Source organism: Nocardia sp. FDAARGOS_372 (genome assembly GCF_002554515.1).
Lineage (GTDB): Bacteria > Actinomycetota > Actinomycetes > Mycobacteriales > Mycobacteriaceae > Nocardia > Nocardia farcinica.
The window spans coordinates 70,056-87,255 of record NZ_PDDW01000001.1; the positions used below are offsets into that span (position 1 = coordinate 70,056).

16 protein-coding genes are annotated in these 17,200 nt (G+C 70.1%); 12 read left to right on the forward strand and 4 right to left on the reverse strand.

Annotation, left to right across the window (positions count from 1 at the left end; genetic code table 11):
* Positions 1-8 precede the first annotated feature (8 nt).
* The gene (gene holA, locus CRM89_RS00505; RefSeq protein WP_098086842.1) at positions 9-974 is read left to right on the forward strand and encodes a DNA polymerase III subunit delta; all 966 of its coding nucleotides are present in this window, start codon (positions 9-11) and stop codon (positions 972-974) included.
* A gap of 30 nt (positions 975-1,004) precedes the next feature.
* Here holA and CRM89_RS00510 read toward each other — a convergent pair whose 3' ends face one another.
* On the reverse strand, positions 1,005-1,247 hold the full coding sequence (locus CRM89_RS00510) for a hypothetical protein (RefSeq protein WP_041559938.1): 243 nt from the start codon (positions 1,245-1,247) through the stop codon (positions 1,005-1,007).
* A gap of 176 nt (positions 1,248-1,423) precedes the next feature.
* Positions 1,424-1,684 carry a 30S ribosomal protein S20 gene (rpsT, locus tag CRM89_RS00515; RefSeq protein ID WP_011207926.1) on the reverse strand — a complete coding sequence of 87 codons (261 nt, stop codon included), beginning with the start codon at positions 1,682-1,684 and terminating at the stop codon, positions 1,424-1,426.
* Between the two features lie 275 nt (positions 1,685-1,959).
* Here rpsT and CRM89_RS00520 point away from each other — a divergent pair, with 275 nt between their 5' ends.
* On the forward strand, positions 1,960-2,748 hold the full coding sequence (locus tag CRM89_RS00520) for an aquaporin (RefSeq protein WP_041559939.1): 789 nt from the start codon (positions 1,960-1,962) through the stop codon (positions 2,746-2,748).
* Positions 2,749-2,806: 58 nt separating this feature from the next.
* On the opposite strand, the gene CRM89_RS00525 is transcribed toward CRM89_RS00520, so the two are convergent.
* Positions 2,807-3,364, reverse strand: coding sequence for a type II toxin-antitoxin system PemK/MazF family toxin (locus CRM89_RS00525; RefSeq protein WP_041559940.1), 558 nt, complete (start codon positions 3,362-3,364; stop codon positions 2,807-2,809).
* 120 nt (positions 3,365-3,484) lie between these two features.
* Between CRM89_RS00525 and lepA the strand changes: the two genes are divergently transcribed.
* From lepA to CRM89_RS00540, 3 genes are all read left to right on the forward strand, one after another.
* Positions 3,485-5,335: a translation elongation factor 4 gene (lepA, locus tag CRM89_RS00530; RefSeq protein WP_011207929.1), complete on the forward strand. Its 1,851-nt coding sequence runs from the start codon at positions 3,485-3,487 to the stop codon at positions 5,333-5,335.
* 1,448 nt (positions 5,336-6,783) lie between these two features.
* Entirely contained in the window at positions 6,784-7,608 is an 825-nt protein-coding gene (locus tag CRM89_RS00535) for a hypothetical protein (RefSeq protein ID WP_127516028.1), read from the forward strand.
* Between the two features lie 67 nt (positions 7,609-7,675).
* Entirely contained in the window at positions 7,676-9,466 is a 1,791-nt protein-coding gene (locus tag CRM89_RS00540) for a dynamin family protein (protein WP_098082978.1), read from the forward strand.
* 21 nt (positions 9,467-9,487) lie between these two features.
* Here CRM89_RS00540 and CRM89_RS00545 read toward each other — a convergent pair whose 3' ends face one another.
* On the reverse strand, positions 9,488-11,461 hold the full coding sequence (locus tag CRM89_RS00545; protein WP_098082979.1) for a glycoside hydrolase family 15 protein: 1,974 nt from the start codon (positions 11,459-11,461) through the stop codon (positions 9,488-9,490).
* An 82-nt stretch (positions 11,462-11,543) separates the two neighbouring features.
* Here CRM89_RS00545 and CRM89_RS00550 point away from each other — a divergent pair, with 82 nt between their 5' ends.
* The 7 genes from CRM89_RS00550 (at position 11,544) to CRM89_RS00575 (ending at position 17,190) form a co-directional block, all read left to right on the forward strand.
* A complete protein-coding gene (locus CRM89_RS00550; protein WP_098082980.1) occupies positions 11,544-11,801 on the forward strand; it encodes a hypothetical protein in 258 nt (85 codons plus the stop codon).
* Positions 11,802-11,939: 138 nt separating this feature from the next.
* Positions 11,940-12,029 carry an Ms4533A family Cys-rich leader peptide gene (locus tag CRM89_RS32155; RefSeq protein WP_309546086.1) on the forward strand — a complete coding sequence of 30 codons (90 nt, stop codon included), beginning with the start codon at positions 11,940-11,942 and terminating at the stop codon, positions 12,027-12,029.
* A 164-nt stretch (positions 12,030-12,193) separates the two neighbouring features.
* Entirely contained in the window at positions 12,194-13,234 is a 1,041-nt protein-coding gene (locus tag CRM89_RS00555; protein ID WP_060593470.1) for a sulfate ABC transporter substrate-binding protein, read from the forward strand.
* A 127-nt stretch (positions 13,235-13,361) separates the two neighbouring features.
* On the forward strand, positions 13,362-14,171 hold the full coding sequence (cysT, locus tag CRM89_RS00560; RefSeq protein ID WP_041560753.1) for a sulfate ABC transporter permease subunit CysT: 810 nt from the start codon (positions 13,362-13,364) through the stop codon (positions 14,169-14,171).
* Complete coding sequence (gene cysW / locus CRM89_RS00565; protein WP_011207936.1) at positions 14,168-14,974, forward strand: sulfate ABC transporter permease subunit CysW; 807 nt, start codon at positions 14,168-14,170, stop codon at positions 14,972-14,974. The genes cysT and cysW overlap by 4 nt, the downstream gene beginning before the upstream one ends.
* Positions 14,975-15,008: 34 nt before the next feature.
* Positions 15,009-16,004, forward strand: a complete 996-nt coding sequence (locus CRM89_RS00570) for a sulfate/molybdate ABC transporter ATP-binding protein (RefSeq protein ID WP_098082981.1) — start codon at positions 15,009-15,011, stop codon at positions 16,002-16,004.
* A gap of 181 nt (positions 16,005-16,185) precedes the next feature.
* Positions 16,186-17,190, forward strand: coding sequence for a diiron oxygenase (locus CRM89_RS00575; RefSeq protein ID WP_041560754.1), 1,005 nt, complete (start codon positions 16,186-16,188; stop codon positions 17,188-17,190).
* The last annotated feature ends 10 nt before the right edge of the window (positions 17,191-17,200 follow it).

Below are 17,200 nucleotides of genomic sequence, written 5' to 3' on the forward strand. Positions count from 1 at the left end.
TCGGCCGGGTGAGCGAACGGCCTGCGGCGGTGCACCTGGTCCTCGGCGAGGAAGAGTTGTTGATCGAGCGCGCGGTCGCCGCGATCGTCGGGGACGTACGCGCGGTCGCACCCGACCCCGAGGCGGTGCCGGTGGACCGGCTGCGGGCCGGTGACGCGAGCACCGCCGAGCTGGCCGAGTTGCTGAGCCCCTCGCTGTTCGCCGAGGACCGGGTGATCGTGCTGGAGTCGGCGGCCGAGGCGGGCAAGGACGCGGTGGGCGTGATCACCACGGCCGCGGCCGACCCGCCCGAGGGCGTGGTGCTGGTGGTGCTGCATTCCGGCGGTGGCCGGGCCAAGGCGATGGCGCCCGCGCTGCAGAAGGCCGGGGCGACGGTGCACAACTGCGCCAAGCTCACCAAGGCCGCCGAGCGGGTGGAGTTCGTGCGTGCCGAGTTCCGGGCCGCCGGGGTGCGGGTCTCCGGCGAGGTCGTGCAGACCGTGCTCGAGGCGGTGGGCTCCGACCTGCGTGAACTGGCCGCGGCCTGCTCCCAGCTGGTGGCCGACACCGGCGGCAAGGTCGACGTGGCGGCGGTGCGCCGCTACTACTCGGGCCGGGCGGAGGTGACCGGTTTCGAGGTCGCCGAGCTGGCGGTGGCCGGTGACCGCGGTGCGGCGGTGGAGGCGTTGCGCTGGGCGATCGATCGCGGTGTGCCGCATGTGCTGTTGGCCGACGCGCTGGCGGACTCGGTGCACACCATCGCCCGGGTCGGTTCGGCGGGCCGCGGCGATCCGTTCAAGCTCGCCCAGCAGCTCGGCATGCCGCCGTGGAAGGTGAAGAAGGCGCAGGCCCAGGCCAGGGGCTGGACACCGGCCACCATCGGCTCCGCGCTCCAGGTGGTGGCGACGCTGAACGCCGACGTCAAGGGTGGTGCGGCCGACTCGGGCTTCGCGCTCGAACTCGCGCTCGGCCGGATCCTGGACCTGCACGGCTGAACCCCTCGGCCGGAGCCGAGGGGACGAAACTCATTCGGCCGAGTCGAGCGAGAACTCCTCGTCGTCGGGCTCCTCGAAACGGCCCTCCCACTCGTCGTACACGGGCACCTCGTCCTCGCGGGTGACGATCCATTCGGGCGCGTAGCCGCCGTCGTCGTCGGGAACCATGACGTTCTCGATCTTCAGGCCGATCCCTAGTACCTCGGCCGCCCGGATCACATCCGGCAGATCCTCGGCTCTGACCACAGTCTGATTCGCGTACACGGTTACCATGCGCGGAATGGTAGCCCCCGCGGCCGACATCGCCGCGACCCTTCGGTGAACTCCCGCGCGCCTGACGCGCACCGCGGCGAGGTCACGGCGGCGGGCACGACAAAAGCCGCCGTGGTCGTCGAGGCCGCGGCGGCTGCGTCAGAGGATGACGTGGTCCCGGCGAGGGGACCGGCGCATCAGAGCTTGTTGAAGGCCAGCGCGAGCGCGGACTTCTTGTTGGCGGCCTGGTTCGGGTGGATGACACCCTTCGAGGCGGCCTTGTCCAGCTTGCGGCTGGCGAACTGCAGGCGCTCGGCGGCCTTGTCCTTGTCGCCCGCCTCGGCCGCTTCCCGGAAGCTGCGGATCGCGGTGCGCAGCGCGGACTTGACCGACTGGTTGCGCTTGCGCGCCGCCTCGTTGGTGCGGATCCGCTTCATCTGGGACTTGATGTTGGCCACGCCTGTTCCTCGTGTTCCTGTCGCTGAGTGGATGTGCTGGAGAAGTCTCGCGCCGGCGACACACCCGGAAACACCGGGTAACGCCATGCCGAAGGTCGAGAGTACCAGCCGGGGCGCGGCACGCGAAATCGATCCGGCGCCGGATCATTGTCCCGGGCCCTCGTCTGGCGTAGTTTCCAGGCAGGACCGTTCGATCTTGAACAGCCCCGGCTTCACAGCAGTACCTCGTCTGGACAGCAGTAGCAACGGCTCGAGATGGCGGAAGGTGTGTCTGTATGTCTCCCACGGCTCAGGAAGTGGTCGAGGAAATCGCCGAGGACCGGCGGATTCCCGATGGTAAGAAGTGGGCCGCCGAGGCCCTCGGTACGTTCGTGCTGGTGATGGGTGGCGTCGGCACCGCGGTGCTGGCCGGTGAGCGGGTCGGGGCGCTGGGTGTGGCGCTGGCCTTCGGTCTCACGCTGATGTTCCTGGTCTATTCGATCGGCCCGATCTCCGGCTGCCACGTCAACCCGGCGGTCACCCTCGGCCAGTTGATCCTGGGCCGGGTGTCGGCGGTGAATGCCGTCGGCTACGTCGTGGCCCAGCTGATCGGCGCGTTCCTGTCCGGTCTCGTGCTGTTCGCGATCGCCAAGAACCTGCCCAGCTACGACCGCAGGACCGACGGCCTCGGCGCCAACGGCTGGGGCGAGCACAGCCCCTCGGCCAAGACCGGGCCGTTGGGCGAGGTCGTGGTGCAGAACGGCTACGGGTTCGCGGCGATGATCATCGTCGAGGTGATGCTCACCGCGATCCTGATCTTCGTGGTGCTCGCCTCCACCGACCAGATCTCGGATGTGCCGTTGGCCGGCCTGTCCATCGGTGTCACCCTGGCGGTGCTGCACCTGATCTCGATCCCGGTCGACAACACCTCGGTCAATCCGGCCCGCAGCCTGGGCGTCGCGTTCTATCAGGAGGGCGCGGCCGGGCAGGTCTGGGCGTTCGTGGTGTTCCCGCTGATCGGCGGTGTTCTCGGCGCGCTGGTCTACGGTCTGCTGTTCGGCCGCCGCCGCGAGATGGTGAGCTGATCGCCGACGACACCGCAGCCCGGGGCGGTGGCCGCGACGGCCGCCGCCCCGGTGCAGGTCAGCTCCAGTTGTATTCCACCACCAGCCGGTGCGCGACCAGGTCGAAGGTCTTGCGGGCGAGCACCGCCCCCTCGCGCCGGATACCCGCCTCGGGCACGTCGAGCACGCGGTCCAGGCGCACCCAGCTCGGCCTGCCCTGGTGATCCCAGCTACCGCTGCCGATCGCCAGCCAGTTGCGATCGTGGGCCCGCTCGGGATTCGACGACAGCATCAGCCCGAGCAGGGTGCGCTTGTCCCGGCCGACCACCAGCACCGGGCGATCTTTACCGTTGCGCGGATCCTCCTCGTAGGGCACCCAGGTCCACACGATCTCGCCCGGATCGGCCCGCCCGTCCAGGTGCGGTGAGTAGACGATCCGGCGGGCCCGCTGCTCGGTCGGCACCGGTACCGAGGCGGCCGGGCGCACGGGCACGCCGGGGGAGCGGCGCTGGCGCTGCGCGAGACCGCCGACCAGCTTCTCCACCAGCTTCGGCCCGTGCTGTTTGGCGATCCGCGGACCCTGCTCCTTCGCGATCAGGCTCAACTGCTTGCCCAGAGCGTTCCAATTACGCGCCATCCCTGGAGAATAACGGCGCGCGGGCGCGTGGGCCGAGCCCCGGCGGGACCGGTGGGCAGTCACGCCGCGCGCACATGGGACGATGGACGGCAGTTTGCCGATACCCAGCTGAGGAGTGGAGTGCCCGCCAGCTTCGCCGACACGACGTTCACCGATCCGTCGCGGATCAGGAACTTCTGCATCATCGCTCACATCGACCACGGCAAGTCGACGCTGGCCGACCGGATGCTGCAGCTCACCGGTGTGGTCGAGGAGCGGGCGATGCGCGCCCAGTACCTGGACCGGATGGACATCGAGCGCGAACGCGGCATCACGATCAAGGCGCAGAACGTGCGCCTGCCGTGGCGCGTGGACGACACCGACTACGTCATGCACCTCATCGACACGCCGGGCCACGTCGACTTCACCTACGAGGTCTCCCGTGCGCTCGAGGCCTGCGAGGGCGCGATCCTGCTGGTGGACGCCGCCCAGGGCATCGAGGCCCAGACCCTGGCCAACCTGTATCTGGCCCTGGACAAGGACCTCACCATCATCCCGGTGCTGAACAAGATCGACCTGCCCGCGGCCGATCCCGACCGCTATGCCGCCGAGCTCGCCCACATCGTGGGCTGTGAGCCCTCGGACGTGCTGCGGGTCTCGGGCAAGACCGGTGTCGGCGTGCCGGAACTGCTCGACGAGGTGATCCGCCAGGTGCCGCCGCCGGTCGGGGACGCCGACGCACCGGCGCGGGCGATGATCTTCGACTCGGTCTACGACACCTACCGCGGTGTGGTCACCTACGTGCGCGTGGTGGACGGCAAGCTGACCCCGCGCGAGAAGATCAAGATGATGTCGACCGGCGCCACCCACGAGCTGCTCGAGATCGGCATCGTCTCGCCGGAACCCAAGCCCACCGACGGGCTCGGCGTGGGCGAGGTCGGCTACCTGATCACCGGCGTGAAGGATGTGCGCCAGTCCAAGGTCGGCGACACCGTGACCGCCGCGCGCAACGGCGCGGCCGAGCCGCTCACCGGCTACCGCGAGCCGCGGCCGATGGTGTACTCGGGGCTGTACCCGGTGGACGGCTCGGACTACCCGGACCTGCGCGACGCGCTGGAGAAGCTGCAACTCAACGACGCCGCGCTGAGCTACACCCCGGAGACCTCGGTGGCGCTCGGCTTCGGCTTCCGCTGCGGCTTCCTCGGCCTGCTGCACATGGAGATCACCCGGGAGCGGTTGCAGCGCGAGTTCGACCTCGACCTGATCTCCACCGCCCCCAACGTCGTGTACCGGGTGGAGATGGAGGACGGCACCGAGCACGTGGTGACCAACCCGTCGTACTGGCCGGAAGGCAAGGTGCGCAAGGTGTTCGAGCCGGTCGTCAAGTGCACCATCATCTCCCCGAGCGAGTTCATCGGGTCGATCATGGAGCTGTGCCAGTCCCGTCGCGGCGAACTCGGCGGCATGGACTACCTGTCGGAGACCCGGGTCGAGCTGCGCTACACGCTGCCGATGGCCGAGATCATCTTCGACTTCTTCGATTCGCTGAAATCGCGTACCCGCGGCTACGCCAGCCTCGACTACGAGGAGTCGGGCGAGCAGGAATCGCAGCTGGTGAAGGTCGACATCCTGTTGCAGGGCGAGGCGGTCGACGCGTTCTCGGCGATCGTGCACAAGGACGCCGCGCAGGCCTACGGCCACAAGATGACCACCAAGCTGCGCGAGCTGATTCCCCGTCAGCAGTTCGAGGTGCCGATCCAGGCGGCCATCGGGTCGAAGATCATCGCCCGCGAGAACATCCGGGCCATCCGCAAGGACGTGCTCGCCAAGTGCTACGGCGGTGACATCAGCCGCAAGCGCAAGCTGCTCGAGAAGCAGAAGGAAGGCAAGAAGCGGATGAAGACCATCGGGCGGGTGGACGTCCCGCAGGAGGCCTTCGTCGCGGCACTGTCCTCGGATGCCCAGGCGGACAAGCCGAAAGACAAGAAATAGCAGACGCGCACATGTGTTGCTCGTCACACCGGGGGCTCCTGCTCGCAGCGAGGATGTGACAGCCGGGTCGGGCGCAAATATCGTTATGTGATCTTCACTCGGTCGGGCGGGGTGAGGATGGCTGGAGACCCCGAGACGTGGAGCTTGTATGACGCGCGACCTGCCTTTCGACGACGACACCGAGGTGACCGAGCCCGGGGGTGACACCGCCTACAAGGTGGCCTCGGGGGTGGCCCGGGTCGCGCGCGCGGGCGCCTACGTCACCGGTGGGGCCCTGGTCGCCTCGCACGGCGGCGGAATGCCCACCGAGCCGGGCGAGCAGCGGCTGGACAGCTGGAACGCCGGATGGGCGCACAACAGCGATCCCGACCCCGACGTGCCGAGCCCGGTGGTCACCTTCCCGGACCCCGAGCCCACGTTCGAGCCCTACACCCCCGGCACGCCCGGCGGTCCGGCGCCGGTCGCCCAGCACACGCCGGGTGCGCCCGCGCCGGGTTTCGGCATCACCGTGGGCGCGCCACCGGCGGCGGAGCGGTCGGACAGCTCCGGCTACGGCGAGTACCCCGAATACCACGAGTACTGGCGGCATTCCGGCACCGACGCGGGCTACGGCATCGACCCGGGCTACGGCGGCGGCGCCCCGGAGGGGTCGGCACCCACCGACGGCGGCGGCGAAAACCCCTTCGTGCGACCGGAATTCGGCTCCGGCGCCGACGACCCGTCGGACTGGTGGCAGCAGCCAGGCGGATTCGGGCTACCCGGGCACGGACTCGGCCAGGCCGGACCGGGTTTCGGCATGCCGGGCGCCGGCGGATTCCTGCCGCCCGGCTCGAATCCGTTGCTGTCCAAGGTGCCGGTCGCGGAGGAAACCGACGGCGCGACCGATGCCGCCTCGGGTGCGGTGCGGCTCGGTGCCGACACGAACCCGGCCACCCCGACCAACCCCTACACCGGGTCGGACGTGTACTCCGGTTTCGACGGCGTCGGCGAGGGATTCGGCGTCTACCTCGAGACCGACGCCTACGCCCAGGTATGGGCGAAGTTCGATGTGGACCTCGAGATGGGCCCCAAGGGCGTCTACCTCACCACCGACCTGCGGGTCGAGGCCTCCGCCGGGCTGACGGTCAAGGCCGCCGCAGGCACCGACGTCGGTGCCCAGATCGACAACTTCTCGCAGTGGCTGGACAGCTCGCGGCCCGGCGGCGGCAGGCTGAACGAACAGCAGCACGGCGCGGGCCAGGCCGGCGGGGCGCCCGGTGCCGCGAGCCCGCTCGGCGCCGCCGCTCCCGCCCCGGTGCACGCGCCCGCGGCGCCGATCGCGCCGGCGGTGGCCGCGACGCCGATCGCGCCGGTCGCCCCCGTCGCGGTCGCTCCGGTCGCCCCCGTCGCCCCGGCCCCGCCCCGCGGCGCCCGCCGCCGCGGCCGCCGCGCCGGTGGTGGCCACGCCGTTGCAGACCACGATTCAGCCCGAAGCCGCCACCCGCCCCATCGCCGACGTGTTCGGCGGCGGGAGCGGCCCGTCTCCGCTGACGGTGCCCGCCGCGGACGTGCCCGCGTTGCTGGACCTGCCGGGCAGGCACCACACCCCCGCGCCCACCACGCCGGAACCCGGCACGCCGCGCCCCACCGACGTCGTGCCCGGCACCACCGCGCCGAGCGTGCCCACCCTCACGCCCGCGGTGCCGACGCCGAGCCTGCCGCTGCCCACCCCGGGCACGACCCTGCCGACGGACGTGGTGACCACGCCGTCGCTGCCGGACACCGACATCGTCACCAAGACCCCCGGCGCCACGGTGACCCAGGTGCCCACCCCCGACGACGACATCACCACCCCGGGCACCGGCACCGGTGGCGGCACCTCCGGTGGCGGTACGGCTCCCACCACGCCGTCGGCGCCGTCGGTGTCCGTTCCGCAACCCACGGTGAGCGCTCCCGGCGCGCCGACGGCGAGCCTGCCCGCGCAGACACCGCCCACCCAGAGCGTGCCGACCCTCGACGTGCCCACCGGGGCCACCGTGCCGCCCACGGTGGACGTGCCGACGCTGCCGAGCGCCGCCGTGCCGACTCCGGTCGCGCCGGTGAAGCCGCCGGTGCCGCTGGATCCCAAGCCGAAGCCGATCAGCGACGACGGTGGCAGCCTGTACCACTACGCGGCGTACACCGCCCCGGCCGACCATGCGACACTGGCGCACGGCCTCGGCACGGGCCTGTGGTCCGACAGCGGTGTCGCCGACGTGCACCCGACCGCCGGACCGGACGCGGTCCTGTTCTAGCCGAGCAGCTCGCGACGACAGGAGCGTGCTCGTCGAACGACGCGACATGCAGCAGTAAGGAGGAGGCTTGTCTGCCGCAGCCGGGCTGGAGTCCGCGACGGTGAAACATCCCGACGCCATGGCGCCGCTCATCCGGATGCTCGACGAACTGCGGGAGATGGCCGGATCCGCGGGCCGCGACGACCTGGGCGGCCGACTGGGCATGGTGCGCGCCAGGATCAGCGATCCGCGGGTGCGTCTCGTCGTCGTCGGCGATCCGAAGAACGGCATGAGCACCCTGGTGAACAGCCTCGTCGGCGCGCAGGTCAGCGCGACCGACGCCGAGCGCAGCGCACCGGTGATCGTCGAATACGGTCCGGAGCCCACCGCCACGCTGGTGAAGGCGGCCGGGCCGGGCCGCACCGAGCGGCAGTCGGTGGACCGGCTGAGTTCGCGCCCGGCGCTCACCGCCGCCGACGTGGTCCGCGCCGAGTTCACCGAGCCCAGCGCGCTGCTCGCCGACGGCATCGTCCTGATGGACGCGCCCGGCGGCGGCGACGAACGGGTGACCTGGTCGATGATCGCCGCCGCCGACGCGGTGCTGTACGTGACCGAGGCGTCCTCGGAACTGTCCCCCGCGCAACTGGATTACCTGCAGCGGGTGCAGCAGTTCTGTCCCACCGTGATCTGTGTGCTGAACAAGATCGACCTGTATCCGCAGTGGTCGCATGTGCAGCAGCGGGACCGGGATCTGCTGGACGCGGCGGGGCTCGGTTTCGCCGTCGCCCCGGTGTCGGCGCGCATGCATCGCCCCGGCGCCGACCCGCATCGCGACATCGAATCCGGGGTGCCGCAGCTGATCGACCACCTGCGCGATCAGGTCATCGCGCGCGCCGACGCCGTCGCCCGCGACGCCGCGCTGCGCGACATCCTGCTCAGCGCCGACAATCTGGCGGTCACCCTGTACTCCGAGGCCGAAGCGCTGCGCGATCCGCGCCGCCGCGGCGAGATCACCCAGCAGCTGATGGTGGCCCGCGACGAGGCCGACCAGCTGCGCCAGCGCACCGCCAACTGGCAGATCGTGCTGGCCGACGGCGCGGCCGAGCTCATGGCCGACATCGAGCACGATCTGCGGCACCGGCTGCGCAGGCTCACCCGCGACGCCGAGGCCGAGATCGCCAGGACCGATCCGGCCCGCGGCTGGAAGGAGTTCGGCGCCGACCTCGACGCGCGAATCTGCGAGGCCGTCGAGGAGAACTTCGTGATGGCGCACTACCGCTCGGTGGAGCTGTGCGAACAGGTGGCCGCGAAGTTCCCCTCCGGCCCGCGCACGCCGCCGCTGCCCGACCTGCGGCTGACCGATCCGGGCGAGGTGCTCGAGCACGTGGCTCCGCTGGAGTCGCTGGACAGCGCCACCCCCGGGGTCACCCAGCAGGTGCTGTCGGGTCTGCGCGGCTCCTACGGCGGCATCCTGATGGTCGGTCTGGCCACCAGCCTGCTCGGGATGTCGCTGGTGAACTGGTATTCGGCGGGCGCCGGTGTGCTGCTGGGCGTCAACGCGATCTGGGACGACCGCAAGAACCGCAAGCTGCGCCGCCGCGCCGAGGCCAAGGTCGCGGTGGCGCGGCTGATGGACGACGTGGTGTTCCAGGTGGGCAAGGAGTCACGGAACCGGTTGCGGGCCATGCAACGGTCGTTGCGTGACCACTTCACCGACATCGCCACCGACGCGCTGCGCGCCGCCGACGAGGCGCTGCGGGCCGCCGAGGAGGCCTACGGCCGCTACGGCGACCGCCGCGAGGACCGCCTCGCCGAGCTGGACGCGCAGCTGGGCAAGCTGCGCGCGGTGCGCGACCGGGCAGCCGACCTGGCCGCCTGAGCCGAACCGGGCGCCCGAGCCTCAGTTCGGGTGATGGGCGGGGGAGTGCGCCGGGCGGAATCCGCCCGCGTCCTGCTCGTTCTCCGCGCGGATCACGTGCGTGACGGCGTTGATCAGCGCCAGGTGGGTGAACGCCTGCGGGAAGTTGCCCAGGTGCCGCCCACTGCGCGGGTCGATCTCCTCGGCGTAGAGCCGCAGCGGGCTGGCGAAGCCGAGCAGGCGCTCGCACAGGTGCCTGGCCCGGCGCACCTCGCCGATCTCCACCAGGGCCGACACCAGCCAGAACGAGCAGATCGTGAAAGCGCCCTCCGCACCGGTCAATCCGTCGTCGGTGGTCTCGGTGCGGTAGCGCAGCACCAGGCCGTTCTCGGTGAGCCGGTCGGCGATGGCCAGGACGGTCGCGCGCACCCGGTGGTCGTCGGGCGGCAGGAACCGCACCAGCACCACCAGCAGCAGCGAGGCGTCCAGGGTGTCGCCGCCATAGGTCTGGGTGAACACGCCCTCCTCGTTGACCCCGTGCACGAGGACGTCGGTGCGGATCTCCTCGGCGATCTCGGCCCACTGCGTGGCGCGTTCGAGCTGGCCGTGTAGTTCGGCCAGCTTGGCGCCGCGGTCGAGCGCCACCCAGCACATCACCTTGGAGGAGGTGAAATGCTGTGGCTCGCCGCGCACTTCCCAGATGCCGCGGTCGGGCTCGCGCCAGTGTGCGATGGCGGCGTCGACCTGTCGTTCCAGCAGCGGCCACAGCGCTTCGGGCACCTGCTGCCGGGATTTCACGTGCAGGTACACCGCGTCGAGCATGGTGCCCCAGATGTCGTGCTGCTCCTGGTTGTAGGCGCCGTTGCCGATGCGCACCGGCTGCGCGCCGTCGTAGCCGGCCAGGTGCGGCAGTTCGCGCTCGGTGAGTTCGCGTTCGCCGCCGATGCCGTAGAGCACCTGCAGCGGCACGGGTTCGCCGTTCGGCCCGGTGGTGGCGTCGTTGAGGAAGGCGAAGAAGTCGTCGGCCTCGCGGTCCAGCCCCAGTGTGTACAGGCCCCACAGCGCGAAGCTGGCATCGCGTACCCAGGTGTAGCGGTAGTCCCAATTGCGTTGCCCGCCGGGCTGTTCGGGCAGCGAGGTGGTGGCCGCCGCCAGCAGCGCACCGGTCGGGGCGTAGGTGAGGCCCTTGAGGGTCAGCGCACTGCGCTGCAGGTAGCTGCGCCAGGGGTGATCGGGGAACTTGCCCAGGGTGATCCACTGCCGCCAGCACTCGATCGTGCGGTGCATCTTGTGGGCGGCTTCCTCGAAGGTCTTCGGCGCGGGCAGCTCCGACCAGGTGAGGGCGACGAAGATCTCGTCGCCCTCGCGCATCCGGGTGCGGGCGCGGGCCTCCCTGCCTTCCAGCCCGAGCCGCAGATCGGTGGTGAGCACGAGGGTCGGCCCGGCGGCGGGATCGTCGGCGCGCACGGCGGTGGCCTCTTCGTAGACCTTGCCGGTGTACTCCCAGCGCGCGCCCGCCAGGTGGTAGTCGAAGCTGGGCTGGCAACTCATCTCCAGCTCGACGGTGCCGTTGACGCATTTCACGGTGCGCAGCAGCATGTGTTCGGCATCCCAGTCCATCGGGGTGCGCCGGTGCGTGCGGCTGCGCTGGTCGTTGTTGTGCCAGGGGCCGAGCACCAGCGCGTCGCGCACGATCAGCCAACCGGTCTCGGTCTGCCAGGTGGTCTCCAGGATCATGCCGCCGGGCAGATACCGGCGGGCGGCGGGGACGTTGCGGCCGTAGGGGCCGATCCGGAAGTGGCCCGCGCTGCGGTCGAGCATCGCGCCGAAGACGCTGGGGGAGTCCGGCCGCGGCAGGCACATCCATTCCACCGAGCCGTTGGCGGCGATCAGGCAGTTGGTCTCGCAGTCGGACAGGAAGGCGTAGTCGTCGATGGGCGGATACGCGGCCCGATGCCGATAGCCGCTCGGCGTGCTCGATGCGGTCGGGTCGTGCGATTCGTGGGGCGACGCCATACTTCATCATCCGTGCCCGGCGGCGCGATCGTCCACCGCACGCCGTGCGCGCCCGGCGCGCGGCGACCAGTAGGCTGGCGGTGTGGATCGCATCGCTGGCTGGTGGGACGGGTTCGAGCTGTGGGTGGCGGGATTGCCGTTCATCCCGCAGTTCCTGGTCGTCCTGGTGGGCATGGTGCCGGTGAGCTTCGCCATCGCCTACCTGCTCGATCGCGGGCTGCGCGCGTGCCTGCGCCTGCTCGGCCGCGACCGACGCCCGGCGCCGCCCGCCGCGCTGGTGGCCACCGCGCCGCCCGCCGAGACCGTGCGCCGCGAGCCCGTGCAGAGCGGAGCCCGCTGATGCCGCGCTCCCGAGTCCAACTCGCCCTGCTCGCCCTGCTCGTGCTCGTCGTGGTGGCCTGGTTCTTCACCCGCTGATGTCGTGAGCGGTGAGTTTCTCGATTCGAGAAGCCACGGGCGGCTCTGCTAAAGTCTGCCCGTGTCTTCGAGTGCCGTCCCGCAGGTCCGCCATGAATTGGCGTTGATCGCTGTCGGCAATCTCGCGGTCGCCGACATTCTCTGTCGCTGATCGGCGTCCGGGCACGTCCGCGCCTCCCGCCTCGTAGACCGGCGCGCGCCCCTCGCAGACGTGACCCGTAACCCCGGCGGCCTTCGGGCCGAAGTCGCGCCACCGCCGTGTGCGGTTCGGTCTACGACGATCAGCAGCTCTGTCAGCACCGAAAGGTCACCCCGATGTCTCGCACAACCTGGCTCGCCCCGCGCCGACGCTTCGCCGCCGCCGCCCTCACCACGGTCGCCGCGGTCGTCCTCACCGCGTGCGGTGGTGGCGCCAGCGATGTCGCCGGTGGCGGCGGCGCCGACGGCAGTGGCGGCAGCCTCAACCTCTACGCCTACGCCGTGCCCAAGCCGGGCTACGACAAGGTGATCCCGGCGTTCAACCAGACCGAGGCCGGCGAGGGCGTGCAGATCCAGCAGTCCTACGGTGCCTCGGGCGATCAGTCCCGCAAGGTCAAGGACGGCGCCCAGGCCGATGTGGTGAACTTCTCGGTCGAACCCGACATCACCCGCCTGGTCGACGCGGGCCTGGTCGACGCGAACTGGAACGCCGACGCCAACAAGGGCATCCCGTTCGGTTCGGTGGTGGCCATCGTGGTCCGCAAGGACAACCCCAAGAACATCCGCGACTGGGACGACCTGCTGCGCCCGGACGTCGAGGTGGTCACCCCCAACCCGTTCAGCTCCGGCTCGGCCAAGTGGAACCTGCTCGCCCCCTACGCCGCCAAGTCCGACGGCGGCAAGAACCCGCAGGCGGGCCTGGACTACCTGACCCAGCTGCTCACGCACGTGAAGGTGCAGCCCAAGTCCGGCCGCGAAGCCACCGAGACGTTCCTGCAGGGCACCGGTGACGTGTTGCTGAGCTACGAGAACGAGGCGATCTTCGCCGAGCGCAACGGCGACCCGATCGAGCACATCGTGCCCGCGCAGACCTTCAAGATCGAGAACCCGGTGGCGGTGCTGAAGAACAGCCAGAACCCGGAGAAGGCCGTGGCGTTCCGCGACTTCCTCTACACCCCCGCGGGCCAGAAGGCGTGGGCCGAGGCCGGTTTCCGGCCGGTGGACCCGGCGGTCGCCGCGGAGTTCACCGCCGACTTCCCGACCCCGGAGAAGCTGTGGACCATCGCCGACCTCGGCGGCTGGAAGCAGGTGGACTCGCAGCTGTTCGCGCCGGAGACCGGCAGCATCGCGGTGATCTACGACAACGCCACCAAGTAAAACGCCACCAAGTAGCCGGATCGATACGGGAAACTCGAGCACTGTGAGTGACAGCAGTAGCGCCGGTACCGAGGCGGGCACGCCCGCCCTCGGTACCGGCGTCACCAGGAAACCGACGCGCTCGCCGCTGGCGTGGCTGCGGGTCACCGGGTCGGTGGGCCCGCTCGGCATCGCCACCGCGGTGCTGTGGTTGAGCATCATCGTGCTGCTGCCACTGGCCGCCCTGACCGTCACCTCCTTCGAGGACGGCTGGGGCGGCTTCTGGGACGCGGTCACCGCCCCCGCGGCGCTGGACTCGTTGCGCATCACCGTGCTCGTCTCGGTGGTGGTCGCGCTGATCAACGTGGTGATGGGCACGTTGATCGCCTGGGTGCTGGTCCGCGACGAGTTCCCCGGCAAGGGCGTGGTCAACGCCCTCATCGATCTGCCCTTCGCGCTGCCGACCATCGTGGCCAGCATCGTGTTGCTCTCGCTCTACGGCCCGCAGAGCCCCATCGACATCCACCTCAACGCCACCCAGCCGGGCCTGGTGGTGGCGCTGGCGTTCGTCACGCTGCCGTTCGTGGTGCGCTCGGTGCAGCCGGTGCTCATCGAGGCCGACCGCGAGGTGGAACAGGCCGCGCTCTCGCTGGGCGCGGACAACTGGACCACCTTCCGCCGGATCGTGCTGCCCGCGCTCACCCCGGCCGTCATCAGCGGCGGCGGCCTGGCCTTCGCCCGCGCCATCGGCGAGTACGGATCGGTGGTGCTGATCGGCGGCGCGATCCCCCGCAAGACCGAGATGGCCTCGCAGTACATCCAGAAGCAGATCGAGATCGATCGGCCGATCAACGCCGCCGCGGTGTCGGTCGCGTTGCTGGCGATCGCGTTCGTGACGCTGCTGGTGCTGCGGCTGCTCGCCGACCGCGCCGCGCGCAAGGAGCAGGCGAGCCGATGAGACTGTCACCGTTGACCCGCCTGTCGCTGCGGACGGTGGCCCTGGGCTACCTGTTCGTGCTGCTGGTGCTGCCGCTGATCGTCATCCTGTGGCGCACGTTCGAAAACGGCATCGGCGCCTTCGTCGACTCCATCACCACCCCGGCCGCCATCTCGGCCTTCCAGCTGTCGCTGCTCATCGTCGCGATCGTGGTGCCGGTGAACGTGGTGTTCGGTGTGATCACCGCCCTGGCGCTGGTGCGCGGCCGGTTCCCGGGCCGCACCCTGGTGCAGGGCATCGTCGACCTGCCGTTCGCGGTGTCGCCGGTGGTCGTCGGTGTGGCGCTGATCCTGCTGTGGGGTGCGGGCGGCTGGCTGGGCGGCGTCGAGAACCTGGGTTTCAAGGTCATCTTCAGCTTGCCCGGCATGGTCATCGCGACCATCTTCGTCACGCTGCCGTTCGTGGTGCGCGAGGTCGAGCCGGTGCTGCACGAGATCGGCGACGACCAGGAGCAGGCCGCCGCGACCCTCGGCGCCTCGCGCTGGCAGACCTTCTGGCGGATCACCCTGCCCGCCATCCGCTGGGGCCTGACCTACGGCATCGTGCTCACCGTCGCGCGCTCGCTCGGCGAGTTCGGCGCGGTGATCATGGTGTCCTCGGCGCTGCCCGGCAAGTCCCAGACGCTCACGCTGCTGGTGCACGGCCGCTACATCAACGACCACAACACCTTCGGCGCGTACTGCGCCGCCACCTTGCTGATGGGCATAGCCCTGGTGACCCTGCTGCTGATGACCGTTCTCGAGCGCAAGCGGGACGCCACATGATCACCCCGCCCACCGGAACCCGCAGAGGCACGCCATGATCACCGTCACCAACGCCCGCAAGAACTACGGCAACTTCGCCGCGCTCGACGACGTCACCATCGAGATCCCCTCGGGTGAGCTGACCGCGCTGCTCGGCCCGTCCGGCTCCGGCAAGTCGACGCTGTTGCGCTCGATCGCCGGTCTGGAAGCCCTCGACGACGGCGTCGTGGTGATCGCGGGCAAGGACGTCACCCGGGTGGCGCCGCAGAAGCGCGACATCGGGTTCGTCTTCCAGCACTACGCGGCGTTCAAGCACATGACCGTGCGCGACAACGTCGCCTTCGGCCTGAAGATCCGCAAGCGGCCCAAGGCCGAGATCACCAAACGGGTGGACGAACTGCTGGGCATCGTCGGCTTGGACGGCTTCCAGCACCGCTATCCCGCGCAGCTGTCCGGCGGCCAGCGCCAGCGCATGGCGCTGGCCCGCGCGTTGGCGGTGGACCCGCAGGTGCTGCTGCTGGACGAGCCGTTCGGCGCCCTCGACGCCAAGGTGCGCGCCGATCTGCGCACCTGGCTGCGCAGGCTGCACGAGGAGGTGCACGTCACCACCGTGCTGGTCACCCACGACCAGGAGGAGGCGCTCGACGTCGCCGACCGGATCGCGGTGATGAACAAGGGCCGCATCGAGCAGGTCGGCACCCCCGAGGACGTCTACGACCGGCCCGCGAACGAGTTCGTGATGTCCTTCCTCGGTGACGTCGCCCGGCTCAACGGCCACCTGGTGCGGCCGCACGACATCCGGGTGGGCCGCGATCCCAGCATGGCGCTGGCCGCGCACGAGGGCACCGCGGAGTCGGCGGGTGTCACCCGGGCGACGGTGGAGCGGGTGGTGCACCTCGGGTTCGAGGTCAGGGTGGAGCTGCGCAACGCCGCGACCGGCGACCTGTTCTCCGCGCAGGTGACCCGCGGCGACGCCGAGGCGCTGCGCCTGACCGACGGGGAGACGGTGTACGTGCGGGCCACCCGGATTCCGGAGCTGCCGACGCAGTAACTGTGACCGAGAGTGCCGGACGCCGCTGGGCGTCCGGCACTTTTTCATGTCGCGTGCCGTGTGTTTTCGCAGGTGGGACGGGGTGACGGCGATCGATGATCTTGTCGGGTTGACCTACTCGCGCGTAGGTGTAACTATTGGAAACAGTTAATCGGTCCCCTGAGGAGAGGCAGTGACGACGATGTCGACAGCCGCGACGCCCGATATCGACCCCGATCTCGCGAAGGCGCAGGAGTACGCCGCCAAGCTGCTGCTGTTGTCCGAGGGCTCGGTGAACCGGCACTTCGACCCCTTCGAGGACATCGACTGGGACAACCCCGACTACGCCGCCACCGCCGGTGAGGAGCGCTGGATCCTGCCGCAGTCGGCCGATCCGCTCGGCCGGCACCCGTGGTACCTCGCGCTGCCCAAGGACAAGCAGATCGAGATCGGCAAGTACCGCCAGGCCAACGTGGCCAAGGTCGGCCTACAGTTCGAGTCGATCCTCATCAGCGGCATGGTGATCCACAACTTCGGCCTGCCCAACGGCTCCCCGGAGTTCCGCTACTGCTCCCACGAGATGATCGAGGAGCACAACCACACCCTGATGTTCCAGGAGATGGTCAACCGCATCGGCATCGATGTGCCGGGCATGGGCCCCCTGGTCAGCAAGTTCAAGTACCTGGCTGCGCCGGTGGCCGCGCTCGCCCCCAACCTGTTCTTCATGGCCGTGCTCGCGGGTGAGGAGCCCATCGACCACATCCAGAAGCAGATCCTGCGCTCCGGCGAAGAGGTCCACCCGATCATGCTCGGCGTGATGGCCATCCACGTCGCCGAGGAGGCCCGCCACATCTCCTTCGCGCACGAGTTCCTCAAGACCCACGTGCCCGAGGTCAACGCGGCCAACAAGTTCGTGCTGTCGCTGGCCATGCCGCTGGTGATGTGGATCCTTGGCCGCTCCATCGCCACCCCGCCCAAGTCGTTCTTCAAGGAGTTCGGCATCCCGGAGAAGGTGCGCAAGGAGCTGTTCTACGGCTCGAAGGAGGCCAAGCAGGTCTTCAGCGACTACTTCGTGGACGTGCGCGCGCTGGCCAAGGAACTGGGCCTGATGAACCCGATCGCCAAGCGGGTGTGGAAGCTGCTGAAGATCGACGGCCCGTCCAGCCGCTACCGGTCCGAGCCGCTGCGCCTGGTCACGGCCGGCTGATCGGCGGAAG